Annotated in this window: 26 protein-coding genes; 12 read left to right on the forward strand and 14 right to left on the reverse strand. The window is 66.8% G+C overall.

Annotation, left to right across the window (positions count from 1 at the left end):
• Positions 1-344: 344 nt before the first annotated feature.
• Positions 345-767, reverse strand: coding sequence for a GNAT family N-acetyltransferase (locus GVV86_RS18895; RefSeq protein WP_201291496.1), 423 nt, complete (start codon positions 765-767; stop codon positions 345-347).
• Between GVV86_RS18895 and GVV86_RS16840 the strand changes: the two genes are divergently transcribed.
• Positions 700-1203 (forward strand): tetratricopeptide repeat protein, encoded by a 504-nt coding sequence (locus GVV86_RS16840; protein WP_159803465.1) that lies wholly within the window; start codon positions 700-702, stop codon positions 1201-1203. The genes GVV86_RS18895 and GVV86_RS16840 overlap by 68 nt on opposite strands.
• 24 nt (positions 1204-1227) lie before the next feature.
• Here the strand turns inward: GVV86_RS16840 and GVV86_RS16845 are convergent, their stop codons facing one another.
• The 5 genes from GVV86_RS16845 to GVV86_RS16865 form a co-directional block, all read right to left on the reverse strand.
• Positions 1228-1674, reverse strand: a complete 447-nt coding sequence (locus tag GVV86_RS16845) for an NUDIX hydrolase (RefSeq protein WP_159803466.1) — start codon at positions 1672-1674, stop codon at positions 1228-1230.
• A 349-nt stretch (positions 1675-2023) separates the two neighbouring features.
• A complete protein-coding gene (locus GVV86_RS16850; RefSeq protein ID WP_201291497.1) occupies positions 2024-2617 on the reverse strand; it encodes a TetR/AcrR family transcriptional regulator in 594 nt (197 codons plus the stop codon).
• A gap of 329 nt (positions 2618-2946) precedes the next feature.
• A complete protein-coding gene (locus GVV86_RS16855; RefSeq protein ID WP_159803468.1) occupies positions 2947-3762 on the reverse strand; it encodes an MIP/aquaporin family protein in 816 nt (271 codons plus the stop codon).
• Complete coding sequence (locus GVV86_RS16860; RefSeq protein ID WP_159803469.1) at positions 3750-4424, reverse strand: HD domain-containing protein; 675 nt, start codon at positions 4422-4424, stop codon at positions 3750-3752. Before GVV86_RS16860 ends, GVV86_RS16855 begins: the two co-directional genes overlap by 13 nt.
• A 63-nt stretch (positions 4425-4487) precedes the next feature.
• Complete coding sequence (locus GVV86_RS16865) at positions 4488-4937, reverse strand: MaoC/PaaZ C-terminal domain-containing protein (RefSeq protein ID WP_246670027.1); 450 nt, start codon at positions 4935-4937, stop codon at positions 4488-4490.
• 181 nt (positions 4938-5118) lie between these two features.
• Here GVV86_RS16865 and GVV86_RS16870 point away from each other — a divergent pair, with 181 nt between their 5' ends.
• Positions 5119-6696, forward strand: a complete 1578-nt coding sequence (locus GVV86_RS16870; protein ID WP_159803471.1) for an acyl-CoA carboxylase subunit beta — start codon at positions 5119-5121, stop codon at positions 6694-6696.
• A 111-nt stretch (positions 6697-6807) separates the two neighbouring features.
• Here GVV86_RS16870 and GVV86_RS16875 read toward each other — a convergent pair whose 3' ends face one another.
• A complete protein-coding gene (locus GVV86_RS16875) occupies positions 6808-7599 on the reverse strand; it encodes an SDR family NAD(P)-dependent oxidoreductase (protein ID WP_159803472.1) in 792 nt (263 codons plus the stop codon).
• Positions 7600-7760: 161 nt separating this feature from the next.
• Here GVV86_RS16875 and GVV86_RS16880 point away from each other — a divergent pair, with 161 nt between their 5' ends.
• The 7 genes from GVV86_RS16880 to GVV86_RS16910 all read left to right on the forward strand — a co-directional run bounded on the left by GVV86_RS16880 (position 7761) and on the right by GVV86_RS16910 (position 14579).
• Positions 7761-8381 carry a TetR/AcrR family transcriptional regulator gene (locus GVV86_RS16880; protein WP_159803473.1) on the forward strand — a complete coding sequence of 207 codons (621 nt, stop codon included), beginning with the start codon at positions 7761-7763 and terminating at the stop codon, positions 8379-8381.
• A gap of 138 nt (positions 8382-8519) precedes the next feature.
• Positions 8520-8981, forward strand: coding sequence for a cupin domain-containing protein (locus tag GVV86_RS16885; protein WP_159803474.1), 462 nt, complete (start codon positions 8520-8522; stop codon positions 8979-8981).
• A 43-nt stretch (positions 8982-9024) separates the two neighbouring features.
• Positions 9025-10560 (forward strand): class I adenylate-forming enzyme family protein, encoded by a 1536-nt coding sequence (locus tag GVV86_RS16890; protein ID WP_159618624.1) that lies wholly within the window; start codon positions 9025-9027, stop codon positions 10558-10560.
• On the forward strand, positions 10557-11414 hold the full coding sequence (locus GVV86_RS16895; RefSeq protein ID WP_159803475.1) for a fumarylacetoacetate hydrolase family protein: 858 nt from the start codon (positions 10557-10559) through the stop codon (positions 11412-11414). Before GVV86_RS16890 ends, GVV86_RS16895 begins: the two co-directional genes overlap by 4 nt.
• A 9-nt stretch (positions 11415-11423) precedes the next feature.
• Entirely contained in the window at positions 11424-13220 is a 1797-nt protein-coding gene (locus GVV86_RS16900) for an ATP-binding protein (RefSeq protein WP_159803476.1), read from the forward strand.
• 3 nt (positions 13221-13223) lie between these two features.
• On the forward strand, positions 13224-14105 hold the full coding sequence (locus GVV86_RS16905) for an HpcH/HpaI aldolase/citrate lyase family protein (RefSeq protein ID WP_159618630.1): 882 nt from the start codon (positions 13224-13226) through the stop codon (positions 14103-14105).
• Between the two features lie 12 nt (positions 14106-14117).
• Positions 14118-14579, forward strand: a complete 462-nt coding sequence (locus GVV86_RS16910; RefSeq protein ID WP_159803477.1) for a MaoC family dehydratase — start codon at positions 14118-14120, stop codon at positions 14577-14579.
• A 139-nt stretch (positions 14580-14718) separates the two neighbouring features.
• Here the strand turns inward: GVV86_RS16910 and GVV86_RS16915 are convergent, their stop codons facing one another.
• The 7 genes from GVV86_RS16915 to GVV86_RS16945 all read right to left on the reverse strand — a co-directional run bounded on the left by GVV86_RS16915 (position 14719) and on the right by GVV86_RS16945 (position 20437).
• On the reverse strand, positions 14719-15765 hold the full coding sequence (locus tag GVV86_RS16915; RefSeq protein ID WP_159803478.1) for a HoxN/HupN/NixA family nickel/cobalt transporter: 1047 nt from the start codon (positions 15763-15765) through the stop codon (positions 14719-14721).
• 16 nt (positions 15766-15781) lie between these two features.
• Positions 15782-17245 (reverse strand): amidase, encoded by a 1464-nt coding sequence (locus GVV86_RS16920; protein ID WP_159803479.1) that lies wholly within the window; start codon positions 17243-17245, stop codon positions 15782-15784.
• On the reverse strand, positions 17242-17445 hold the full coding sequence (locus GVV86_RS16925; RefSeq protein ID WP_159618638.1) for a hypothetical protein: 204 nt from the start codon (positions 17443-17445) through the stop codon (positions 17242-17244). Before GVV86_RS16925 ends, GVV86_RS16920 begins: the two co-directional genes overlap by 4 nt.
• A complete protein-coding gene (locus GVV86_RS16930) occupies positions 17445-17813 on the reverse strand; it encodes a nitrile hydratase accessory protein (protein ID WP_246199783.1) in 369 nt (122 codons plus the stop codon). The genes GVV86_RS16925 and GVV86_RS16930 overlap by 1 nt, the downstream gene beginning before the upstream one ends.
• The gene (gene nthA, locus GVV86_RS16935; protein ID WP_159618640.1) at positions 17810-18433 is read right to left on the reverse strand and encodes a nitrile hydratase subunit alpha; all 624 of its coding nucleotides are present in this window, start codon (positions 18431-18433) and stop codon (positions 17810-17812) included. Before nthA ends, GVV86_RS16930 begins: the two co-directional genes overlap by 4 nt.
• Positions 18434-18441: 8 nt before the next feature.
• Positions 18442-19152 (reverse strand): nitrile hydratase subunit beta, encoded by a 711-nt coding sequence (gene nthB, locus GVV86_RS16940; RefSeq protein ID WP_159803480.1) that lies wholly within the window; start codon positions 19150-19152, stop codon positions 18442-18444.
• Between the two features lie 211 nt (positions 19153-19363).
• Positions 19364-20437 carry a phenylacetaldoxime dehydratase family protein gene (locus GVV86_RS16945; protein ID WP_159803481.1) on the reverse strand — a complete coding sequence of 358 codons (1074 nt, stop codon included), beginning with the start codon at positions 20435-20437 and terminating at the stop codon, positions 19364-19366.
• A 351-nt stretch (positions 20438-20788) separates the two neighbouring features.
• Here GVV86_RS16945 and GVV86_RS16950 point away from each other — a divergent pair, with 351 nt between their 5' ends.
• From GVV86_RS16950 to GVV86_RS16960, 3 genes are read left to right on the forward strand one after another with little or no spacing between them, the layout of a single operon-like run.
• Entirely contained in the window at positions 20789-21892 is a 1104-nt protein-coding gene (locus tag GVV86_RS16950; RefSeq protein WP_159803482.1) for a substrate-binding domain-containing protein, read from the forward strand.
• Positions 21889-24417 carry an ATP-binding cassette domain-containing protein gene (locus GVV86_RS16955; protein ID WP_159803483.1) on the forward strand — a complete coding sequence of 843 codons (2529 nt, stop codon included), beginning with the start codon at positions 21889-21891 and terminating at the stop codon, positions 24415-24417. Before GVV86_RS16950 ends, GVV86_RS16955 begins: the two co-directional genes overlap by 4 nt.
• Positions 24414-25487, forward strand: coding sequence for an ABC transporter permease (locus GVV86_RS16960; protein WP_159803484.1), 1074 nt, complete (start codon positions 24414-24416; stop codon positions 25485-25487). Before GVV86_RS16955 ends, GVV86_RS16960 begins: the two co-directional genes overlap by 4 nt.
• Positions 25488-25593 lie beyond the last annotated feature (106 nt).

Consider the following 25593-nt stretch of genomic DNA (forward strand, 5'->3'; position numbering starts at 1 on the left):
CGTACGGGTGGAGACCTCCCCAAACCTGGAGGCCATGGCTTCTTGCCGCCGCGAAGACCCGGGATTGCACGGCACCCTCGTCCAGCCCACTGTTTTACGGTCCGCTCCACAATCCGCAGTATCTGACCCGCCGGGTCATCGAATGCGCGGTGAGCGAGCAGCGTCTCCGCGTGGACATTGAGCTGAATGCCCGCATTGCGCAGTGCCTGAACGACTTCGGTCCGTGGGTGCCCACCCACCCGGACTACGAGCCCCTCGGTCTTCGGTGCACTTATCATGTGGTGATTCCTCCGTCACCGACATTTCGAGAACGGTCACGAGTCGTCCCGTTTGGGGGCCTTGGGTCACCGGTTCTCCCGGCCACGCAGATCCAACACGTAAAGGCCATCGGTTTCGGTCGCCGTCTGGGTGACCCCTGCATCATCAACATAGTTGTAGGTCGTGGTGACCGACTCCCCCAGCGGCCTGTAGCCCAACCGCTCATAAAGTTTCCGGGCCCGGTCATTGTCGACGCCCACGCCACGGTAGATCGCACCGAACCCGGCCGCGGCCGCCTGTTCCTCAGCCCAGGCACACAGCGCGGTGCCGGCACCCCGAGGACGACGACTCTCCTGCTGCGTTAGACCCGCCCGACAAAGCGCGCGGCGAGGGACCAGCTCACAGGTTCTATCTTTTGACGCTTGTGGAAGAGTGGGCGTCATGCCTTTGGACGACGAACTCGACCAGATCTTCGCGGATCGGGACCGGGACAACATGCAGCCAACCATTGATGCTTTGCTCCCACTCTACGAATCTCACCCGGAGAACGCGCGGGTGCTCTACGAGGTCGGTGGCGCCTACGACACGGCCGGCCACGAGACCATCGCACAGGGATTCTACGAGAAGGCTCTGGCTGCCGGGCTGGAGGGGGACCTTCTGCGTCGGTGCTACCTCCAGTACGGATCGACACTGAGAAACCTGGGCGAGTACGAAAAGTCGAGCGACATCTTCAGGAAAGCCCGCACAGCCTTCCCCGGGTCCCCGGAGCTGGGAGTCTTCGAAGCCATCACCGCTCACGCTGCCGGCCAGCCGAACGAATCCATCGCCTTGCTGCTGGAGGTGGTGGCGGAATTCGTGGGCACACCGGACATGGAGCGGTACAAACCCGCAATCAGCGGGAACGCGGCCTACATCCGCTCCGTGGAGGAGACGAGACCGCGGTAGCAGCCGAGTCCCGCTGTGGGATCCTTACTGGGCGGTGGTTCCCGCGAGCATGGGACCGAGCAGTGCGCCGAATCCTGCTGCGAGAACGTGTGCGTCGGTGAGAGGGATCCACCAGCACGTCCAGCTGGTGCCCGATTCGCCATGGGAGGGATCGGATTCTCCGGCTGTCCACCGCTCTGCCACGTCGGCGGCCGTCATTCTCATCCGGAAGTAGTGCCGGACGGCGACCTCGTCCCGGGCTGGCCTAAGGTCATAGCGCTGAATGCCGACACCGCGCACCACCTGGCCGTGCCGTCCGGTTTCCTCGAAGAGCTCACGGACCGCAGCCTCTTCAGGGGATTCTCCGGGCTCGATTGAACCGGCCGGGACCTGCACCCCGGTCACGGTCATCGGCATCCCGTTATGGGTGAACACCAGAAGGTGCCCATCGTGGACGACGTAGCAGGCGACTTTCCTGATTTCCCGGGGCATCCCCTCACTCTAGGGTCCGGCACCCTGTGTTCACCCGATTGGTTCGTGGACCGGCGTCCGGCGGGTAGGAACACGCGAATACGCTCCAGAGATGCGCAGCATTACATCGTTACCCGGCCTGTCCCAGGCCGCATAGCCTGGGGTGACACCTTGGTAGTCGTCCAACACCCACAATCCGCATGCTGCCCCCTTATCTCCTGCCCGCCATCTTGCGCGTCGGTCCGATCATTCCAGACCCAGCGCCAGGCAAACCGACACGACATAACGCAGAGCACCCAAGGTGAGGGACCCCGCAGGAAGCGGTCTAGACATGTGCATAAGGTCCCACAAAGCCGACCCCGTCCCCGCTTCACTTCGGACGCACACTCCCTCCCCGGCGATGACCGGCGTCAGAGGCCGCGGCAACGGCGAGGCCTGCCATCAGCAGATTCATGAGCCGGGCGGCCTGATCTCGTTGAGAAGGTCTTCCCGCCGCCAGGGCGATACCTCCGAGGGCGGCCAGGACGTCGTCGGCGGGGACATCGTTTCGGATGTTCCCCTCGGCGGTCGCTTCGTTTAGGAGCGCTGCGATCGCAGAGGTCAGTATCGCCCGACTCCGCGCGTAGGGCAGCCCGCGGGAAGTAACCACCTCACGCAGGGCAACTGCCATTCCGGTATCCGTGGTCATGTACTCCATGTAATGATCCATCCATGCCCGCAGGGCCTCCCGTGGGGGAAAAACACCCAGCAGCCCCGGCACCAAGGCGGCGACAGCGGCGAGCTCGGTGCGGTATACCTCGTCGATAAGGGCCTCACGGCTAGGGAAATGCCGGAAAAGGGTACCGATGCCGACCCCGGCATGCCGGGCGATCGCCTTGAGCGACACCTCCAGACCTTCCGTGACGAAAAGTGATGACGCCGAAGCGAGCAGGAGGTCCCTGTTCCGCAGCGCATCAGCGCGCATTTGAGGCGGATCAGGCACTGTCATAGCATTCTCCGCTTCCCATCAAACCCGGACTGCTCCGGATGCCGCCAAGGGGACACATTCCATTCCTTTCCAAAAATCTCGGTGACATCCGACCAGGCAGCAACAAGCCTTCCCCCCTGCCCGTCCGGCCACCAGCCAGATTGCCTTGCAGTCCCGGCTCGGGACCGGATTCACCTGTGCTCCCTCCGCCCCTGCACGGGATGTGCTGGAACGGAACAGCGGCCCTCAGAGTCGCCAACCTCATGTCCGGGTACAACCAGACCCGCTCCGGCCGGAGGTCCGGCGAGTTGTGTTCATCGCTTTAATCAAGATGACTTGATCCCGTCCCATCGACTGGTGTGGACCGAGTGATACCTCGGGTCGTGGAAGAGCTTTGCCGTGATCGCTTTTTTGCCCGCCGCCACCACATGGAAGAGCGCTGCTGCCAGCAGCGCTCCAAGGACTGGCCCGGCGAGATAGGGCCAGATGGAGGTAAAAGTCCCGGTAACAATGCCGGGACCGACGCTGCGGGCCGGGTTCAGACTCGGACCGGTCAGTGGTGCACCGAGCGGAATAAGGACAACCAGTACCAGCGTCACCGCCGCGGGGGTCCAACGGCAGGTCCGCCGGGAGGAGAGCATGAAGAAAACTGTCAGAACGAGGGCGCAGGTCAGCAGTAGTTCCACCATGGTTGCCGCCCAGCCGCCCACGGCGGGCTCGGTCCGCGCGTAGCCGATGCTGACTGCCAGCGGACCCGTGCTCGCGGCGAAGACTACTGACGCCAGTGCCGCGCCGAGGAACTGCGCCGCAACGTATCCGAGCAGGTCGTGCCAGTGGGTCTGCCCGTGCGCCCAGAAGCCGATGGTGATTGCCGGGTTCAGGTGTGCCCCGCTGCGCCGGCCCAGCGGGGACACGGCCACCGCTGCGGCTATCAGACCGACGGACAGACCAATCAGGACCAGCCGCAGCCAGGAGGAAATGGCCCCGCTCAACGGCGACAAGGGACTCGCCAGCGCGGCGACCGCCAGATACACCGTATAAAGCAACACGAAGGTGCCAACGAACTCGGACCCCCATTCGGCCGGATGCCAGCCCCCGCTCTTCGGTTGTTCTGCCCCCGGAACGGCGGTCAGCCGCGCCATCTCGCCTGCCGGACGCCCTGCTCCAGCTCGGTCATGCCGTTCGCGAGCTGCTCCCGGTGGAGTTCACCGGCCATGGTGAACCTCGCCCCCTTAGCGGGGATCTCCTCGACCTGTTCAACGAGCCGACCGACAAACGACTTCGCCAGGTCGAGGCGCGGATACCGCTCGAACATGGCCGACGCCAGCTCGTCCGACACCGCCTCGGTGCCAAAGCCAAAGTCCATGAAGACCCCCAGCGCCATGGTCGAGCTCACAGTGCCGCGGCGGAAGGGGATTTCCGGGGTGGTGTGCAGCGCGATGGCCTCCCATACCTTATCGATCCGACCCTCGGTCATCCCCTCCTTGCGGAGAAAGTCCGCAGCGAAATCCGCACCCTGCAGTTCGAACCGGGGCTCGCCCTTGAGCAGGTCCGTGGTCCCCATATCGTGCAGGACCCCGGCGAAGAAGATCAGCTCCCGGTCCTCCTCGCTGACCGGCCCGGGGTGTTGCCCGAGGGCGATCATGGAGAACAGGTAGCTGCGCATGCTGTGGTTGGCCAGTGCTTCGCTTTCGTTTTCGAGGACCGTCTCGATCGCCCGCCGGGCGGCCGGAGAATCCGGCAGGTGCGGAAGTTCAATGGAACGGGAACGCAAACTGGAACTGGAACTGCTCGGATCGGTCATTGAACTTTCCTCCTGGGTGGGGTTACAGGGCGGCGCCCTGCGGACGGACGGCGCGGGACGGTGTCAGCGACGGGAGATGAGGAAGCTGCTGGAGAACGTCATCACTGGTGTGCCGTCCTGGTTGAGCACCGTATAGTCGAGCGTCCACAGCCCTGCCTTGGGGTTTTTGGTGGTCCGTGCCTGCGCCACCACCGCCTCGACATGCACCGTGTCGCCAATGAATACAGGGTGCCCGGCCCGGATGGCGTCGGCTCCGAGCCAGGCGACGACGTTGGAAAAGTACCCGGTTTGGGTCATCAGCCCCAGACCCACCGAGAGCGTTAGCGGACCGTGCCCGATCCGCTGCCCGAACTGGGTCTTGGCGGCGTACTCCTTATCGAGATGCAGGGACACCCAGTCCCCGGTCAGCCCGGCCCAGGTCACCAAGTGCGCCTCAGTGATGGTCAGGCCAGGGCTTTCGAGCAGGTCCCCTGTGACCAGGGACTCCCAGTGGTGGTCCGGGCGAGTCCTCACTGGGTGAGGGATGGGTGCGTGCGCGGCAGCCAGAGCTGGGGTTGACATCGATGAACTCGCTTTCTCTGGTGCCGGTGTTCGACACGGCTCTGTAGTTCGGGAAGATTTTTCATCGCGCTATGGACTAACTTACGCTTGTTCGTATACTTGTGGCAAGAGGATCACCAACCCGGAGGGCGTTATGAGCAACATCCAAACCACGGAGCCGCCGGCTGAGGAAGCGTCCCCCCGCCGGAGCGTCCACCATGTTCTGGACGACAACCTCGCCTCTGCCCGTCTGGGAGGCTCCCAGAAAAACCGGGACAAGATCATCGCCGCAGGGAAGATGCTCGTCCGCCAGCGGCTGAGCCTGCTCTTCGATGACGAGGACTACGTTGAGGACGGCCTGCTCGCCCGCTTCGAGGACGGCCTTCCGGGGGATGCGGTGGTGACGGCTTTCGGCCGGATCGACGGCCGCGAGGTCTGCGTCATCGCCAATGACTTCAGCGTGAAGGCGGGAACCTGGGGAAACCGGACCTTCGAGAAGATCACCCATGCCCAGGAAAAATCCGTCGCCGCGGGAATCCCTATTGTGTATCTCTTCGACTCGGCCGGCGCGCGCATTGACGAGCAGTTCGAGAGCTTCGCCGGCCGCCATGCCTGGGGCAACATCTTCTACAACCAGGTGCAGATCTCCGGCCGGGTGCCGCAGGTATGCGCCTTGTTCGGCCCCTCTCCCGCCGGCTCCGCCTACGTGCCCGCCCTGTGCGACATGACCATCATGGTCCGCGGCAATGCCACCGCGTACCTCGGGTCGCCCCGGCTTGCCGAGATGGTCACCGGAGAGAAGGTGACCCTCGAGGAGATGGGAGGCGCCGAGATGCACTGCACCGTCTCCGGCCTTGGAGATGTGCTTGTCGAGGACGATCAGGAAGCCCTCGCCGCCGTGCGCGTATGGCTTTCGTTCCTGCCGCCGAACTGGGAAACACCGGCACCACTGGCTCCGCCGGCCGAGCCGCGGGAAGGGAGGACCCTTGAGGAGATCGTTCCCCTTCGGGAGGCCGAGGTCTTCGACATGGAGGAGTTTGTCGAGTCCCTTGTCGATGAGGGAACCTTCTTCCCATACAAGGAACTCTTCGCCCCGGAGATGCTGACCGGCTTCGCCCGGATCGGCGGGCGTCCGGTCGGCCTCGTCGGCAACCAGCCCAACCACATGGGCGGCTCCATCTTCCCCGATTCCTCCGACAAGGCGGCCCGCTTCATCTGGATCTGCAACGCCTACAACATCCCCATCGTGTTCCTTGTCGATATTGCCGGGTACATGATCGGCTCGGCCGTCGAGCGCCAGGGCATCATCCGGCACGGCGCGAAAATGATCTTCGCCGTCTCCGAATGCAAGGTTCCCCGGATCACAGTGCTGGTACGCAAGGCCTACGGCGGCGGGTACCTCGCCATGTCGGGCGCACCCATGCACCCCGATGCCGTCATCGCGCTGCCCACGGCCCGCCCCGCGCTCATGGGCCCGGACGCCGCGGTCAACGGCATCCACTACAACCGAATCCAGGAGATCGAGGATCCCGCCGAGCGCCGCGCGTTCATCGCGCAGAAGCAGCTCGAATACTCCGAAGGCATCGACGTCTTCAAGATCGCGAATGCCAATGCCGTCGAGGCCGTCGTGCCCTCGAACCAGCTGCGGGGCGAGCTGATCCGCCGCCTGCGCCTGTACGGCAAGCGACCCGCCGTTCCTATTGAACGGCGCCAGGCGGTCACTCCCGCCTGACCCCTACACCGGGAAATGGACGGGCACTCGCGGGGCGCTCGGCAGTCCACCGGTCACTGCCTGCCAGCCCGCCGTCGCCGCCGTCCGGCCGTGCGGTGCCGCACGGACGGCTCACCCCGAGGTGCCGGCCGGGGGCCGATCCTGCAGGTGCCGGTCGAACAGCTGGAACAGCTGGGTGGCCCCGCCGTCGATGACGAGGTCGGCACCATTGATGTTTTTCGCGTCCTCGCCCATTAGAAAGCACACAAGGGCGCCGATCTCCTCGGGCTGGATAATCTTCGCCGTTGGCACCTTCCTTGCGACCTGGTCGCGCACGGCCTGGATCACCATCGGGGTATCGACGACGCCCGGGCAGATCGAATTGATGGTCACGCCGGTGCCCCAGAAGTCCGCCAGGAGCGAACGGGTCAGATTGGACAGCCCTGCCTTCGACGCCGCATAACTTGGATAGGGATAGCCGGTGATCCCGGCGATCGACGAAATGTTGATGATGCGCCCCCACCCCCGCTCCACGAGCCCCGGCGCCAGGGCGCGGATCATCGCGAAGGGACCCACGAGGTTTACCTCAAGCGCCCGCCGGAACGCCTTCACCTCGAGCTCGGTAAGGTACTTGCGGTCAAGGACCCCCGCCGCGTTGATCAGCACCTCGACGGCGCCGACCTCGCGGTTCACATCAGCCAGGAGCCGTGCGACCGAGTCTTCGTCCGTGACGTCGGCGGCGAAGGCAAAGGCCCGGCCGCCGCCGCCCGTGATTTTTTCCTTCGCGGCCGCCGCGGCATCAAGGCTGAGGTCGACGCACACGACGACATGGCCGTCGGCCGCGAGCCTGCTGTTGATGCCTGTGCACATACCTCCCCCGGCACCGGTCACGAGGACCGTCCGCGGGACCGTCGGTTGGTTCATCTTTTTCTTCTCCCCACGACCGGTCGGACATAGAATGCCCCGTACAAGCGTTAGCTAGGATTATTTGCGGGAGAGGTACAGCGTGTCAATGATCGGGCCCCGCCGGCCGGGGCGATGCAATAGCCTTGAGATCAGGAAAACGAACGCACGCAAGGGGAATCATGACATCAACGATTGAGGGCGGAACCGCCCACGCCATCCGCGAGGAGGCGGCCAAGCTCTTCTTTCAGCGCGGCTATGACGCCACCACGCTGCGCCAGGTAGCCGCGGCAGTCGGGCTGAAGGTGGGAAGCCTGTACAACCACATCGACAGCAAGGAACATCTGCTGCTGCAGGTCATGGGCGAGATCATGGATGACCTGCTTTCTCTTCAGCAGCAGGCCCTCGCCACCGAGGGGGACGCGATCGACAAGCTGCAGGCGGTCCTCGCCTGCCACCTCCGATTCCACGCGGAGCGGGCTCAGGAGGTGTTCATCGGCAACACCGAGCTCCGATCGCTGCCCCAGGACGCCCGCGAGGTGATTGTCGGCAAGCGGCGCGAATACGAGGACATTATCCAGGGGCTGATCGAGGAGGCCGGCCAGCAGGGGCTTGCGTCGGTGCTCGACGCACGGATCCATGTTTACAGCATCGTGGCCCACGCGACCCACATCGCCAGCTGGTACCGGCCTGACGGCCGTCTTTCCCTCGATGAGATCATGAGGATCTACACGACGATTGCCCTGCGCGAGCTGCGGGTCCCTGACGCGGACGAACGGGTGGACCGGCCCGGCGCGGACTAGAAACGACGCCGGATGTACAAAGGGAGGGCTCCACTGGGCGCCCTCCCTTTGTGCATCCCGCTCCCGAGCCCTTGCCTTCGGGAGAATCGGAGCCTACACTTCAACTAGCAAACGCTTGTTCGTAGAGAGGGCGATCCCATGTCCCAGCCTGCAGTTCCCGTCATCACCCGCCATGGCCAGGAAGATACCTCCACGGCGCAATCCGGCGGGGCCGTCCGCGTCTCCGGCGTCGGGCCACAGCACACCCCGGCCACGCGGATCTGGTTTGGCAAGGTCAGCAACCGTCCCGGGTACAGGTCCCTTCCGCACCACCACGGTGAGGCCGAGACCGGCGGCTACGTCCTCAAGGGCCACGGAAGGATCTACTACGGGCACAATTACCAGCAGTTTGAGGATCTTGAGGAAGGGGACTTCGTGTTCGTCCCGCCCTTCATGCCCCACATCGAGGTCAACCTGAGCGGCACGGAGGAACTCACCTGGCTGACAACGCGCACTCCGGACAACATTGTCGTCAACCTCGAGGACGTCGCCGACGGACTCCTGCCGGACTGGCCGCCGGCGCGGCAGGGCGAGGACGACCGCGTCGCACAGCGCAGCTGAAGCCGCGAAAAAGCACCGGCAGCCGGATCGAAGAGAGGCACGAATGCGCACGATCCCCGAATGGATCCGCCTGAACGCCAGGCGGTACCCGCAGCAGGAAGCCCTCGTCGGCACCGACGGGCGGCTGACGTTCGGTGAACTTGCCGAACGTTCCTGGGGCGCGGCCCGCGGGCTGCGCGACGCCGGCATCCGGCCCGGAGATCCGGTCGGCGTCTTGGCGGGCAACTCGGTATTCAACGCCGAAACCTTCTTTTCGGTGGCTGCCAGCGGCGGGGTGTATGTCCCCTACAACTGGCGCTGGGCCCCGGAAGAGCTGGCAGCCGGAATCCGGGAGACCGGGGCCGGACTGATCCTCGTCGAGGAGCGGTTCGAGCCTCTCCTTGGGCTCGCCCTCGAGATTCTCGGCCGGGACTCGGCGCGACTGCCCCGCGTCATTTGCCAGGGCGTCGAACACGAGGCGCTGCGGCGGGGCTCCGGGCCGATCGACGACGTCGTCGGGCTCTCCTCGCCGCTGTGCATCGTCTACACGGGCGGGACCACCGGCGCCTCCAAGGGCGTGGTGCTCTCGCATCGCTCCGCCGCGGCCAACGCCATCAATGAGATGTACGACTGCAAGGTCGGCAGCAGACCGCGCGAGCGTGGACTGATCGTTACTCCCCTGTTCCACTCAGCCGCGCTGCTGTGCTGGCTGGTCCCCCACTTTATCGCCGGCGCGACGAGCGTGATCGCCCCGCGGTTCGACGAGGAATCGATGGTCGACTGGGTGGGCCGGGAAGAGATAACCAACACCTTCATGATCCCGAACATGATGCGGCGCCTGCTGCAGAACGGAGTGTTCGGCGATCCAGCCTTCTCCAAGGGATTCCGCGCCCTGCACACCGGCGCCGGACTGCTGCAGATGCCCGACAAGCTCTTGTTCGCTGACGTCCTTCCGGCCACCGAACTGTACTTCCGCTACGGCCTGACCGAGGCGGGACCCATGGTCAGCCGGCTCCTTCCCGACCACATGCTCGACCCGGCCGTGGACGGGTCGATCGGAACCGAATACCTCCTGGCCGAAGTGGAACTGATGGACGAGGCAGGCGGCATCCTGAAACCGGGCGAGCTCGGGGAGATTTGCGTGCGTGGCCCCGGGCTGATGACCGGCTACTACCGGAAGCCCGGCGTCACGGCGGAGACGATGCGCGGTGGATGGCTTCACACCGGCGACCTTGCGGTGCGCGATGAACGGGGCTTCCTCTACTTCCGCGACCGGCTGAAGGAAATGATCAAGACCGGCGGCGAAAACGTCTACTGCTCCGAGATCGAGCAGATCCTCTACCTCCACCCGGCCGTGCTCGAGGCCGCCGTCCTCGGCGTGCCGGACCCCACGTGGGACGAGGAGGTCCGCGCCGTCGTGGTCCTGCGCGACGGAATGGGCACCACCGAGGTCGAGCTCGCCTCGTTCCTGCGCACCAAGCTCGCCGGATACAAGGTGCCCAAGAAGATTGCGTTCGTGGGCGCCGACGGCCTGCCGCGGTCCGCCGCGGGAAAACTGGTCAAGGCCCAGCTCAGGCGCGACCTCGGGTGGTCGCTGTGAGGATCGGCACGCTGCGGACCGGTGCGGGCACCAGTGCCGCGCTGATCGGCGCGGACACCGCGCAGCCGCTGGCCTTCCCGGACGCCGGGGCCTGGCTGGCGGCCGGAGGCCCCGAGCCGGGCACCGCCGCCTCGGGGCCTCCGGTCCCCCTGGCGGAGGCGGATTTCGCCCCGGTCATCCCCCGCCCCTCGAAAATCGTGTGCGTCGGACTCAACTACCGAGAACACATCAAGGAGATGGGCCGGGAGCTTCCCGAATACCCCACGCTGTTCGCCAAGTTCACCGAGGCCCTCCTTGGCCCCACCGACGACATCGTCCTGCCACCGGAGTCCACGAGCGTGGACTGGGAGGGCGAACTGGCCGTCGTCATCGGTGCCCGCGTCCGGCGTGCGGACGAGACGGCCGCCCGCACCGCCATTGCCGGATTCACGGTCTCCAATGACATCTCGGCCCGCGACTTCCAACGGCGCACGCCCCAGTGGCTGCAGGGCAAGACCTTCGACTCGACGACCCCGCTGGGCCCCTGGCTCGCCACCCTCGATGAGGTCGGCCCGGAGCCCGCGCTGCAGCTCACCTGCAGGATCGACGGGCAGCTCAAGCAGGAAGCCAATACCCGAGACCTGGTCTTCGGCCCGGTGCAGCTGATCCGGTACATCTCTGCCATCACCACGCTCAACCCCGGGGATGTCATCCTCACGGGCACGCCCGGGGGTGTCGGTGACGGCCGGACCCCGCGGGAGTACCTGAACCCGGGCACGCTCGTTGAAACAACCATCGACTCCCTGGGTTCCACGGCCAACCGGTGCGTTGCCGCCCCGGGGGTGCCCGGCGGGGACTTCCCGCAGAAGGATTGAGGAACACCCATGATCACGAAAATTCTGATCGCCAACCGGGGAGAGATCGCCGTCCGCATCATGTCGACCTGCCGAGACCTTGGCATCGCCACGGTCGCTGTGCATTCGGAGGCGGACGCTGCGTCCTACCATGTGCGCTCCGCCGACGAGAGCGTAAACCTCGGGTCCGGCCCCGCCAGTGAGAACTACCTGAAACCCTCAGCGATCCTGGAGGTGGCCCGCGCCACCGGTGCTGAGGCGATCCACCCCGGCTACGGATTCCTTTCCGAGAACGCCGGGTTCTCGGCCGCCGTGGAAGCGGCCGGTCTGATTTTCATCGGCCCCCCGGCAGCGGCCATTTCCACGATGGGCGGCAAGGTCGCCGCGCGGGAGGTCGCCGTCGCAGCCGGGGTCCCGCTCGTCCCCGGCTCGGCCGGTGCCATCACCAGCCCCGGAGAAGTCCGGTCCTTCGGCGACGAGCACGGCTATCCGCTCCTGGTGAAGGCCTCCGCCGGGGGCGGGGGCCGGGGCATGCGCCTGATCGAAGACGCCGCTGCCGTCGAGGAAGCTGTCGCCGCTGCGGTCCGCGAGGCAACCGCTGCGTTCGGCAACGGGGAGGTGTACCTTGAGAGGTACCTGACCCGGGCCCGGCATGTGGAGGTGCAGGTCTTCGCCGACCGCCACGGCAAAGTCGTCTGGATCGGTGACCGGGACTGCTCGGTGCAGCGGCGGCACCAGAAGCTCGTGGAGGAATCCCCGGCACCGGGGCTGTCCGATAAGCTGCGCCGCGCCATGGGCGAGGCCGCGGTCCGCCTGGCCCGGCGGGTCGACTACGTCGGGGCGGGAACGGTCGAGTTCCTCGTGGAGGGCGACGGCTTCTACTTCCTGGAGATGAACACCCGCATCCAGGTGGAGCATCCGGTCACCGAAATGGTCCAGGGGCTCGACCTGATCGCCGAGCAGATCAGGGTGGCCGCCGGAGAGCCCCTCTCCATTCCCGCCTCCGGACCGCCGCCGCGGGGGGTCGCCATCGAGGCCCGCATCAACGCCGAGGACGTGGCCGGGGGGCTCTTCATCCCCTCCCCCGGGGTGATCCGTTCGATCTCCGTACCGTCCCACCCGGGGCTCCGGTTCGATGCGGGATACCAGGGCGGTGACGAAGTCCTGCCCCTCTACGACAGCCTCATCGGCAAGCTGATCGCATGGGGACCTGACCGGGAAGCGGCCATCCGGCGGCTCACGGCCGGCCTCGAGGAACTCGTTATCGACGGTGTCAGCACGACCGTCCCCGCAGCGCTGGCCGTGCTGCGCCACCCCGACTTTCAGGCGCAGCGTTTCACCACGCTGTGGCTGGAGTCCTCCGTCACCTTCCCCGAGGCGGAGGACTCCGGCGGCGGCGGCACCGCCGACGAAGCAGAGGGTGGCGGCCTCCTGGCCCGCAACGAAGTGGAGGTCGCCGGGCGTTTCTACACCATCCCCTACTTCGACGACTCTCCGGCACCGGGCCGCACCCGGTCGGCGGTCCCGGACACGGCAGCCCCCGCCGACGAGGGCCCCGGCCGGACCCGGACGGCCAACCGCGGACGGTCAAAGAAGGAGTCGGACGGAACCATCCGCGCTCCCATGCAGGGAACCATCGTGAAGGTCAACGTCGCCGAAGGAGACATCATCGAGGCGGGAAAGGTGCTCTTCGTGCTCGAAGCCATGAAGATGGAAAATCCCATCAAGGCCCCCTTCGCCGGAACAGTGGGGCCCGTGAGTATCGTGGTCGGGGAAACCCCCGCCGCCGGCGCCCTGCTGACCTCTCTCACCGCGGCGCAGGGCTGAACCATGAAGCCTTTCCGCTCCGTCCTCTTCGTTCCGGGCCACAAGAAGGACTGGATTGCCAAAGCCCTGGCCTCCGGCGCCGACGCCGTCATCATCGATCTCGAGGACTCTGTTCCCCCGACCGCCAAGCAGGTGGCCCGTGACAACGTCCGGGCGGTCCTGCACGGGGTCCTTCCCGGGGCCGGCATCCTGGTACGCCCCAACGCCCTGGACACCGAGCATTTCGGCCTCGACGTCGAAGCGGTCACCCGCCCGGGCCTCACCGCCCTGCTGCTGCCCAAGCTCTTTGACAGGGACGACGTCGTCCGCTTCGACGCCCTTCTCACCGCCGCCGAAATCGCCAATGGAGTACCCCGCGGACAGGTCGAACTCGTTCCGTCCCTGGAGACCGCGGCATCCATCAGCAAGGTGGACGGGATCCTGGGCGCCCCGCGCGTCGGCGGGGTCATGGCCGCCGCCGCCAAGGACGCCGATGTCTCCCGCGAGGTCGGCTTCGTGTGGACCGCCGAGGGATTCGAAACCCTGTACCTGCGCAGCAAGGTCGTGCTTGCCGCCCGCGCCGCGGGAGTGCGCTGCATCCTGCTGGGCCTGTGGCAGGAGGTCGCCAACCTCGAGGGGCTGCGCCGCTTCGCCGCCGCGAACCACGGGCTGGGATACACCGGCCAGGTCGTCATCCACCCCACCCACGCGGCCGTCGTGAACGAGGAGTACGGCCTGTCCGCCACCGACGAAGACTACTATCGGGGCCTGATCGAGGCCTTCGAAGCGGCCGGGCGCAGAGGTGACGGCGCGGTGTCCTACCGCGGGGACCACATCGACCTGGCCCATGCCAACCACGCCCGCGAGGCACTCGCCATCGCCGGGCGCACCGAACCCATCGAGTAAAGGACGAACACCATGGCAGGGATGTACTACGAGGATTTCGTCATCGGCAAGGTCCTTGCCCACGAGGCCACCCGGACCGTCACCGAGGCAGACAATCTGCTGATCACGGCGTTAACAATGAACGTGCAGCCGCTGCACCTTGACGCCGAGTTCGCGGGCCAAAGCATGTACGGGCAGCGGATCGTCAACAGCATCTTCACCCTGGGGCTCGTGACCGGCATCCCGGTCCAGGAGACGACCCTCGGCACCACCCTGGCAAACCTCGGGTTCCGAGAGATCGAATTCCCCAAGCCCGTCTTCATAGGCGACACGCTGCGCGTGGAGACCGAGGCCCTGGACAAGCGCGTATCGAACTCCCGCCCGGACACCGGAATCGTCGGGATCGAGCACCGCGGCTACAACCAGCGCGATGAGCTCGTGTGCGTCGTCCGCAGGACGGCACTGATGAAGCGTCAGCCGGGGGCCGGACCCTAGGTTCCACAACGCGGCCGCAGCGGGTACCGCACCCGCGGGCACCAGAACCCGCCGGTACGGGTGGCCAGTCCCCGTACCGGCGGTCGCCTGTGCCCACCTCCGAGGAAGTCGTCACCGCCCCCGCCCGGTGCCGGACGGTTCACTCCACCGCGCGGTGACGGACGGATCCCCGCCACAACAGCAGCGCCCCCAGCCAGGTCGCCAGGAAGATCCCCGCAATGGCCAGGCCGAGGAATTCGAAGTGGTTGGCGACGGCGGCCACGGGGGCAAGCACACTGGCGCCAGCAAACTCCACGCCGAGCCCGCTGATATAGACGGCGGCAACGAAGAAGGCCACGAGCACCGTCATCGACGTGGTCACCAGGTTGAAGAACAGGGTGCGCGCCGGGTCCCGGTAGGACCAGGAATAGACCTTCGCCATGATCAAACTGTCGGCGGTGTCGAAGGTAGTCATGCCGGCGGCGAAGAGCAGGGGAAGGCTGATCACTCCCAGCAGGGAAACCTCGTAGGCCGATGCGGCAAGTGCCAGCAGGGCCACCTCGCTGGCGGTCTCCAGCCCCAACCCCATCAGCAGCCCGATCGGATACATGTGCCACGAGGAGCGGATCAGCGCACGTGCCCGCCCGCCGAACAGCCGCATCACCAGTCCCCGGTTCGCCAGCTGGTCCTCGAGGCCGGCCCGGTCCACGCCGGCGGTCCGGGCGCGCCTCCACAGCCGGAGAAGGCCCCGCAGCACGGAGGTGTTCAGTCCGGCCACCAGGAGCAGGAAAACGGCGGCGACGATGGCCGCCACGGTGCCGCCGGCTTCCATCACGCGGTCGGAGCTGATTGAACCGGCCCCCCACCACACCAGCAGTGCCAGCACCACCACCACCGACGAGTGGCCCATGGCGAAGAAGAAGCCGACGCCGACCGGGCGCCGGCCGCGCACGAGCATCAGCCGGGTCGTGTCATCGATGGCCGCAAGGTGGTCCGCATCGAACGCGTGCCGGACCCCGAGCACATACGCCAGGATGCCGGCCCCGGACAGGCCGCCGGCCGCCACCAGGTCGCCGCGGCCCAGCAGGTGGAACACGATTCCACCTCCATGCAGGAGCACGATCGCGGTGAGGATGGAGCCCAGCCGGAAGCGTTCGCTGAACCGGTCCTGCCCGTCGGGCGCCGCGTCGAGTGCCGGCGCGCTCATCGGCGCCGCACTGCGGTCACCGGCCGCCGGCCGGCGGTACGGCCAGCATGCGGAGGGTGTCGGTGCCGGAATCCAGTGCGGGCGGCCGCTGGCGGTGCCAGCTGGTCAACTCCTGGTAGGCCATTGCGATCTGGAGGATCCCCGTCTCGTCGTGCGGCCGACCCATGATCTGCAGTCCGATCGGCACGCCGTCGGCCATTCCGCAGGGAACCGACAGGGCGGGCATGCCCAGGACGCTGGCGAGGCCGGTGAAGAACCGGGGAGTCCCGTCCGGGGTCACCATGGTGCGCGCAATCTCGAGCGGTGAGGAGCCCAGCGGCGAACACGGGCTGGCAGCTGTCGGGGTGATGAAGGCATCTATTCCGTCGAATACCGTGAGGAACTCCTCGCGGAGCTGCTGCCGGTAGCGCTGGGCCTGGAGGTAATCTGTGGCCAGGATCAACTCACCCGCCTGCAGGAGCGCCCGCACGTCCTGCCCGTACTCGGCGGCATGGTTTCGCAGCAGCTGCTGGTGGACCGCGCTGGGTTCGGCGATATGCACTGTCAGCCACGCGTCATAGTATTCGCCGAGCCGCGGCATCGCCAGGGGGATGACCTGGGGCCCGGCGGCTTCGAGATCCTCGAGCGCCTTGTGGGTCGCGGCCACCACCGCGGGGTCGACGCCGGGGAAGGCGAAGTCCGTGACGACGCCCAGCCGCAGTCCCCGCAGGTTTACCAGGGGCCGGGGTGTTTCCGGCACGGGCCGGGACGATGTCGACGGATCGGCCGGGTCGCAGCCTGCGATGGCGGTGTGCACGACGGCGACATCGCGCGCGGTGCGGGCCATCGCGCCCACGGTGTCCATGCTCCAGGCCAGCGGAAACACTCCAGCATTGCTCACCCTGCCCAGAGTGGGCCGCAGCCCGGTGATGCCGGTAGCCGCCGCGGGCAAGCGGACCGATCCTCCCGTGTCGGTGCCCAGGGCGAAAAGCGCCTCGTCGGCGGCGACGGCGGCGGCGGATCCACCGCTTGAGCCCGCGGCGTTCCGGGAGAGGTCCCACGGGTTTCGGGTGGGCCCGTAGTGCTCGTTTTCGGTAGTCCCACCCCAGGCGAACTCGTGGAGGTTGGTCTTGCCCACGACGACGGCGCCCGCCCGCTTGAGTCTCCGGATGACCGTCGCATCCGTCGCCGGAACGTTTCCTCGGAGGAACCCTGATCCGGACGTCGTGCGGATCCCCTCGGTGTCGATGTTGTCCTTGACGGCGAACGGCAGGCCATGCAGGATCCCCAGGTCGTATCCGGCGGCGAGCATGGCATCGGCGGCGTCCGCCGCCGCGCGGGCCTTATCCGCGGCGACGGTGATGAACGCATTGAGCTGCGGCTCTGCTACCGCGATCCGCTCCAGATACAGTTCGGTGAGCTCCCTGCTGCTGGCCTCCCGGCGATGGATCAGCCCGGAGGCCTCGTCGATGCCGTCCGGGAAGGCGCGCTCGGCGCTCACTCCGCGGTCCCGCTGAACGGGTCGGGAATCGACGTGATCGGGGCGACACCGACCCGGCCGGCAGCCGCCTCCCGAAGGCGCAGCGCGCCCGCCCGCAGCGAGCGGGTCATCTCCTCGAGGACAGCACGGTCGGTGGCCTCCACCGGAAGCTCGATCGCCTCGGCAAACAGGGTAGCGATGACGGGCCCATGCTGGGTCATCAGAACACCTCCGACCGGCTGTGGTCCCGGAACTCGTCCTCGCGCTGGTGAAGGAGCCCGTGATCGAGCACGTCGCCGCCCGCCAGCACCGCTTCGAGGGCATCGAGCCACCGAAGGTAGTATTCCTCCGGACCGGACTGGCCCTGCTGGGCGATGGCCCGGGCGAGTTCGGCCCGGAAGTCATCCCAGGAGAACAGCCCCGCCTGGGACAGGCCGACCGCCATCCCGAACGCGCGGCTCTGCCAGGGGGCATCGAAAACAAGCTCCCCGTTGCTGCGGGGCACCGCGATGGTCCCTTCCATCGAGTCGACGGCCCGGTCCACGCCGGCGGCGCCGGGCGTGCCGCCCGAAGCGGCCGCGGCGCTCACTGCACACCCACGTTCGAGAACTCTGGCCCGAGGACGGTGACCCCGATCATCGAGTCCCGGGTAACCAGCCCGGTCAGCTGCTCTTCGGTGAAGCCGTCGGTACCGGGCGGGCGCTGCGGCACGACCAGATAGCGGATCTCGGAGTTGCTGTCCCACACCCGGATCTCGGTGTCCGCCGGGATCGTCGTGCCAAACTCGGCGAGGACGGTGCGGGGCTCCCGAACGACACGGGACCGGTAGGGCGCATCCTTGTACCAGGTGGGCGGAAGTCCCAGCACCGGCCACGGGTAGCAGGAACACAGGGTGCAGACCACGACATTGTGGACACTGCCGGTGTTCTCGAGGGCCACCATGTTCTCGCCTTCCATCCCACCGATTCCGAGTTCACCCAGCGCGGCCGTGGCATTGTCGAGCAGCCGGCGGCGGAAGCCCGGGTCGACCCACGCCCTCGCCACGGCGCGGGCACCGTTCAGCGGCCCGATATCACTCGTATAAACGGAGACGATCTGATCCACGACGTCGCCCTGGAGGATGCCCTTCTCCCGCAGGAGCGATTCGAGGGCCCGGGCGCGGACCTCGCCGTCGGAAAGTTCACTGGGGTGGTGATGATTGCTGCCCATAAGAGCTCCTAGGAGGTCGGTTCAGTTTGGAGGTGGCCGAGTGGTTCCATGTAGCTTTCCCATAGATCGACGGTGACGCTGGTGCCCGGTTCGGCGTCCGGGCCCCACAGTTCCTGGCCGTCGAACCGCACCCCGAACACGGGTTCGGGGTTCTCCCCCCGGTGGTGGGCCACGGTGTCCGGCAACGAGTAGACGCCGCTGTAGGACACGACGGTCCCCGTCCTGCCCCAGATGTACCGGGGAGCCCGGGTGTGTCCCGGGACCGCAAGGGTCTTCGCGCGGACACGGTCCCCCACGGAGAAGGACGAGGGCACTTCGGGTCTGCGGACCCCGCCTCCCTCGAAGGCGATCCGGCGCATCGTGGAGATCAGGTGTTCCGCCACCTGGGAATCGGCGGCCGGCGGCGGGGGAAGCGGGGCTCCGTTCCGCAGCGCCTCCTGCCGCGTGCGGATCTCCTCGCGGGTGACGAAGCCCCTGCTGGAGTACAGGGCTTCGAGTGCCGTCAGCCAGTGCGTGAAGTAGGGAGTCTGAAGGTACTCCGCCGGCGGCATAAGTTCGATCAGGTGGCGGTATTCGTCGGCCGTCCAGTCACCGACGGCGGCCCCCAGCATCTGCAACCCGAAGGTCAACCGCTCCCAGTCCTCGTGGAACGCCTCGTCATCGCCGGTCGCGACGGGTCCCAGATGATGCATTCCCCCGAGATCGTGAACGCCGATCATGGCCGCACCCCTTCAGGTCGGGACCTCCGGCGGAATCTCCACCGCGGGGCCGTGGCGGAACCCGGGATGGCCCCGGTCTTCAGCCGGCCACCGCGTTCCCGGTTCCAATCTACTCAAGGAATGACCTGCGTCACACCCACCCACCCATCTCACCAAACAAACGCTCGTTTGTCAACGGGCCGGCGAGGAATGCAGGGCCGCTCCCCTGGCCCTATTGCGGGACGGCATGGCGCCGGCGCGGTGCGGGTAGCGCCGGACGGGACTCGAAGAAGGGGAGGAAACCGGTCAACCCATGGCAGTTGATGTACTCGGCCTCGAGTTTTCCGGTATGGGGAATCTGCACCTCGACCCAGATGTTCATGGTCGGATCGAAGGTGGCCTCCGCGTACATCGACGTGAAGGCGTTCATGAGCGCCAGGTGCGACGGGTTTTTCCGCGCGGCCTTCTCAATGTGGCCCAACGAGAGCAGGAAAGCGATTTCGGAGCGGCGTTCCAGATCCTTTCCCCCGCCGTCCTGCTCGATGCAGTCCCTGATGCTGATGCAGCCTGTTCCCACCGGGTTTCGCTCCAGTTCCGAGACCCAGCTGCCGATCACCGGATTCATCTGCCGCTGCCACACCTGCAGCTCGGCCTCTGAGCAGTCATCCCACGTCTGGCCCTCACGGATGAAACACACGTTCTCGGGAAGGCTGACGGTGAGCCTCCGCCCGAGGGAATCGGCAGGCCGGGGCTCGGGCAGTTCCCGGATGTCGTTGCCGAGCCGGTCGAAGCTGGAGTCGGCCATCCGCGCCCGGTAGGCGCCCTGGAATCCGAAGTGCGGTGAAGGGGTTAGCGGCAGGAAAGCGGAGGGCCCGGCCGGCGCCTTCTGTCCGGTGGCATATTGGTGCCGTCCCGCGGTGGTGGCCATCGTCTCGCGCCAGGTCCCGCCGTCCGGCCCGTCCAGCGGGAGGTTTTCCCACCAGCTGCGCACCTCCGGCCGGTTCCACCACCCTTCGTACTGCTCGTCGGTCCTCCAGTACAGGAAGCTCAGCCGGCCTTCGAAGCCTGCCGCGTCGAAATGGCGGGCGTGCTCGACGGCGTCGGGACGGAAGTCTCCGTCCAGCAGGCGGACCAGCTCCCCCCGCCGGCGCACCGCGGTGTCGGCGTCCAGTGACTGAAAGCCAATGATGCTCAGCACCAGGGTGGCGTTGTCGTCGAGGAACTTCGTCACCTTTCCCGGGTAGTCCTCGGCCGTGTAGCTGCCGGCCGGATCCTCCGGTGCGGTACCTGTGTCTGCACTGGTCATTTGCCCTGCTCCAAGTCAGTCATCGCCGTACCGGGCCCCAGCTGGAGGACTGCCGCTCACCCGACTGGTAGCGCCTGAGTTCCGCCCACTACCGCTGAACGGTCGTTTGTTAGATGAGTGTTAACCCGCCGGAGCACGATGTCAAGGCCCCCGGGACGGTCCGCCTCGCCCGGGGGTCAGCCAAGAAGGGCCCTGTTGACACTGGAGTGGGCCGGCGTCACACTAATGGGAACAAACGCTTGTTCGCCTCGGCTCGAAGGAGCCGTATCCCGACGCCGGCCGGAAGCTCCCGGACACAGTGGCGGCGGAAGCCAATCCACCTGAAGTTCATTCCAAGGGAGTTCGAGAGCATTGAACAAGGAACGAAAGGCCGCACCGGCGGCGGTGTGTCTCACAGCGCTGGCACTGCTCGCCTCCGGATGCGCCAGCACGACAGCCTCGACCGATGGCTCCGCGGCATTGCAGACCGGGTCCAGCGACTACGGCGCCGGTGACATCACCGACTACTGCCCGGACGAGCCCACCAAGGTCGCATACGCCAAGGGCAGCAACAACACTTGGGCGCAGATCACCCTCGCCGAGATCAAGGACGAGGCATCCAAGTGTGAAACGATCACCGACGTCATCTTCACTGACGCCCAGGGCAACCAGCAGCAGGCCGTGTCGGACCTCAACGGGCTGGTGGCACAGGGTGTGAAGGCGATCGTGATTCAACCCGAGTTCGGCCGGGCCCAGATTCCCTCGATCGCGGCCGCCACCCAGGCCGGGGTGGGCATCGTCCCCCTCATCTCGGATCCCGGCGGCATCGTCGGCACCGACTACCCCGACGCCGTGCTGGAGGACCCGAACGCCGCCGGCGCGGAGTGGGCCAAGTGGCTCGACGCGACAGTCGGAAAAGGCACCGTCGCATTCCTGGGCGGGACGCCAGGGGCGGCGTCCAGCTCGCTGTTCTTCGAAGGCTTCAAAAAGGCCCTGGAGAAATATCCCGACCTCGAGCTGGTCTCGGACTCCGTCATCGACACCAACTGGGACGCCGGGCAGAAGAAACGGGTGGTTTCGGGCCTGCTCGCCCAGCACGGGCGAATCGACGCGTTTGTCAGCGATTACTCCCTCACCGACACCGGTGTTATCGATGCCTACAACGCCGCAGGCCTTGAGCTTCCGGCACTGACCGGTCTGGCCAGCGGAAACGCCAACGGCTGCCAGTGGGAGAAGGAGAACTTCCCCTATATGACCCTCGACGAGACCACGACCTTCGGCCGCATCGCCCTGCGGAAAGCCCTCGCCGCAGCGCAGGGCATGGAGAATGACGAGCCCTCGATGGTGAAGATGCCCAGGGCAATCGACACCGAGGCGGGCACCAACCCGAAGTGCCTGCCCGATCTCCCCCCCGACGCCGACCTCACCTCGAAGCTGTCACCCGAACAGTTGAACTCAGCCCTGGGCCAGCGATGACGCAGACAAGCGGCACCTCACGGAGCGGCGTGCTGGCCGCGGAGCTCCTGCTCTCGGCCAGGGGGATTGGCAAGGCATACCCCGGGGTGCGCGCGCTCGACCGTGTTGACCTGGAGGTCCGGGCGGGCGAGGTGCATGGGGTGGTCGGCGAGAACGGTGCCGGCAAGTCGACGCTCATGGGCGTGATCTCCGGCACCGTCCGCCCGGACGAGGGATCCGTCGCCATCGGCGGGGAGGACCTCCCAACGGGTGAGCCCGCGGCCAGCAGGTCCAGGGGCCTTGCCATCGTGCGCCAGGAGCCGGCCCTGCTGCCCGATCTCACGGTCGCGGAGAATCTCTTCCTGGGCACCCCCGCCGCCCTCCGCCCCGGGCTGAACGGACTCTCGGACTGGGCCTCATCCATCCTCCGACTGTGGAGTGAGGACCTTCTTCTCGACCCGCAGGCACGGGTGGAGGAACTGCTCCCCGAGCAGCGATTCATTGTGGAAATCTGCCGCGCCGTCGCCGCCCGGCCGAAGGTCCTCATCCTTGATGAACCGACCGAACACTTGGCCGCCGAGGATGTCGACCGGCTGTTCGGCCATATCCGGCGCGCGGCGGCAGGCGGCGCAGCCGTCGTCTACATCTCCCACCGGATCGGGGAGGTCAAGCGGATCGCAGACCGGATCACCGTCCTGAGGAACGGGAGGTCCCAGGGCACGCACGAGGCAACGGATCTCACCGAGGGTGACATCGTCAACCTGATCGTTGGCCGGGTGCTCGAGGCGTCCTTCCCCCCGAAGCACCCCGGCTCCACCGGCACCGGGATCAGGCTGCGTGTGCAGGACCTCAGCGGACCCCGCTTCAACCGGGTCAGTATGCAGGTCCGGTCCGGGGAGATCGTCGGGCTCGCGGGAATCGAGGGCAACGGCCAGCGGGAATTCCTGCGCTCACTCCCGGGGCTTTGTTCCCGGCGCGGAACCATGCAGATCGACGGATTGGAGGTCGACCTCCGCAACACCACGCAGGCCGGGGCCGCCGGAATGGCATACATCGCGGCCGACCGGCACCGGGAAGGCATTTTTCCCGGGCTGAGCGTCAAGGAAAACATCGTCGCCAGGAGTCTTTCGGGCGTGTCCCGGGGTGGCGTCGTCTCGGGCGGACGCGAGGACCAGCTCGCGGGCAGGCTGGTGCGCCAGTTCCGGATCAAGACCCCGACGTTGGACACGGATATCGAGTCGCTCTCCGGCGGGAACCAGCAGAAGGCCGTGCTCGCCGGAGCTTTTGCCACCGGGCCGGCGGTCCTGCTGCTTGACGAACCCACCCAGGGGGTCGACGTCGGAGCCCGGAGCGAGATTTACGGGCTGATCCGGGAACGGGCGGCCGGGACTGGAATGGGCGTCGTACTGCTCTCCTCCGACGCCAAGGAACTCGCAGGCTTCTGCGACCGCGTCCTAATCTTCTCCCGCGGCCAGATCGTCGCCGAACTCGTGGGCGGCGAGGTCACCGAGGAGCACATTACCCAGACGGCGCTGCAGGCCACCGCCGTCAGGGAAAAACGCAAAGACACCCGCAGCCCGGTCAGCTCTTGGCTGGCCGGCGACTGGGCGCCGGCGGCCCTTGTCGGGACGGCCGTGGCGCTGCTGGCGGTTCTGGCCCAGTCGGTCAATCCAATGTTCCTCGGCCCTCTGAGCATTGCCGGCATGCTGACGATGGCCACCACGTTGATCTTTGCAAGCCTCGCCCAAAGCCTGGCGCTGCTGGCCGGCGGAATCGATCTATCCGTCGGCCCCCTGATGGGCTTCCTCGTCGTCGTCATGTCCTTTTTCCTCGTCGATGGCACCTCGGCGGTCTTCCAGGGAGTGGGCTGGATCCTGTTGCTCGTCATACCGGTCATCGTCGGCGTCGTGAACTGGGCCCTGTGCGACCTCGCACGCATGCACCCGATGATCGCGACACTGGTGACGTTCATGGCCCTTCAGGCGCTGTCCCTCATCCTGCGACCGGTGCCCGGCGGATTCATCAGCCGCGGGATCACCGCTCCCCTGACGCTTAAGCTTGGCCCGGTCCCGGTGGTGTTCCTCGCGGCCGTCATCCTTAGCGTGGCGCTGGGGTTGCTCCTGAGCAGGTCCCGTGCGGGAGTGGCGCTGCGCGCCGTCGGCTCGAGGCCGGATACCGCGGCGATGAACGGGCTGAAACCGGCCCGGGTCCGGCTGGCCGCCTTTGTCGGTGCGAGCCTCATCGCCATGCTCGGCGCCGTCACCTTGATGGCGCAGATCGGCTCGGGTGATCCCGCGGCCGGAACCAGCTACACGCTCTCGAGCATCACCGCGGCGGTCATCGGAGGCGTCAGTCTCCTCGGTGGCCGGGGTTCTTTTGTCGGGGCACTGCTGGGCGCACTGCTCATTCAGGTGGCGTTGTCCGTCACTACGTTCATCGGGCTTGATGCGGCCTACCAGTCCTTCCTCCTTGGAGGACTCACCATCGTCGCCGTCGCCGGCTATTCGGCCAGCAGGCGCAAAGTGTCAGTGGAGGCGCACTTATGACTTTCGAAGGCTCGGTGTCTGCAGCGAAGAACCCCGAAGCGGACGCCCCTGCCGCAGGGAAACCGGCGCGTCCCGCTTTTCTTCCCATCCTCGCTGCGACGATCCTGCTGCTGGTCCTCAGCGCGGTGCTCGCCCCCCAGACCGTGAGCGCGATCTCCCTGCTGTCAATGCTTCCGTTCGCCGCTGTGCTCGCCGTGGCCGCCGTCGGCAGCACCTTCGTGGTCCAGCAGCGCGGCATCGACCTCTCCGTCGGTGGAACCATCTCCGTGGCGGCCGTATCGGTCTCGGTGCTGCCCGCCCGGTACGGACTGCCCGTGCCGCTGGTCATCATCATCACCCTCGTGATCTGTGCGGTTATCGGGCTGGTCAACAGCCTGCTTGTGCTGCGGCTGTCCATCACCTCCCTGGTAGCGACCCTGGCCGTCAACGCGCTGCTCATCGGGGCTGTCACGGCGTTCACCCGGGGATCACCGGCCACTGCTCCGGAGGGGCTGACTGCCGTCGTCACGGCCGACATCCTCGGCGTTCCCCTGCTGGTCTGGTTCGCCGCAGTGGTCATCCTCATCCTGGCCGCCGTGTCCTCGGGAACCGTTGCGGGCCGCCGGTTCGTGCTTGCAGGGGCCAATCCGGCGGCAGCGACAGTCTCCTCGATCCGGGTTTCACGCTATGTCGCCCTCGGCTACGTCTGCGGGGCGCTCTGTTACGGCGTAGCGGGAATCCTGCTCGCCGGGTTCCTGCGGAACACGACAGTCAACGTCGGAAACTCGTATCTGGTGGCCGTGATCGCCGCAGTCATCGTGGGCGGGACGCCCCTGAGCGGCGGCAAGGGGACGGTGATCGGATCCGCAATCGCGGCCCTGTTCCTTTCCCATCTGGTCCAGGTCGTCCTCACCCTGGGCGCACCGACGTCCTCCCAGCTGCTCATCCAGGCCGGCGCCATCGCCGTGGCGACGGTGCTCGGAGCCTTCAGCTGGCGGGACATCCGGAACCGGCCGCGGCGCCGTCCGACCGCGCACGGGCTGGTATCCGCCAACGACGCGGCACTGGAAAGGAGGGCGCCCATCACCTGACCGCGCGCTGTTCTTCAGCAGGAAGTATTCCCACCCAGACCGGAGCAGCGCTCGCTGCACCCCCGGCCTAGCGTTCCCCGCCCCGTAAGCACCTAACTCGAAGGAC

The sequence above is a fragment of the Arthrobacter zhaoguopingii genome, from assembly GCF_009828595.1.
Taxonomy (GTDB): domain Bacteria; phylum Actinomycetota; class Actinomycetes; order Actinomycetales; family Micrococcaceae; genus Arthrobacter_D; species Arthrobacter_D zhaoguopingii.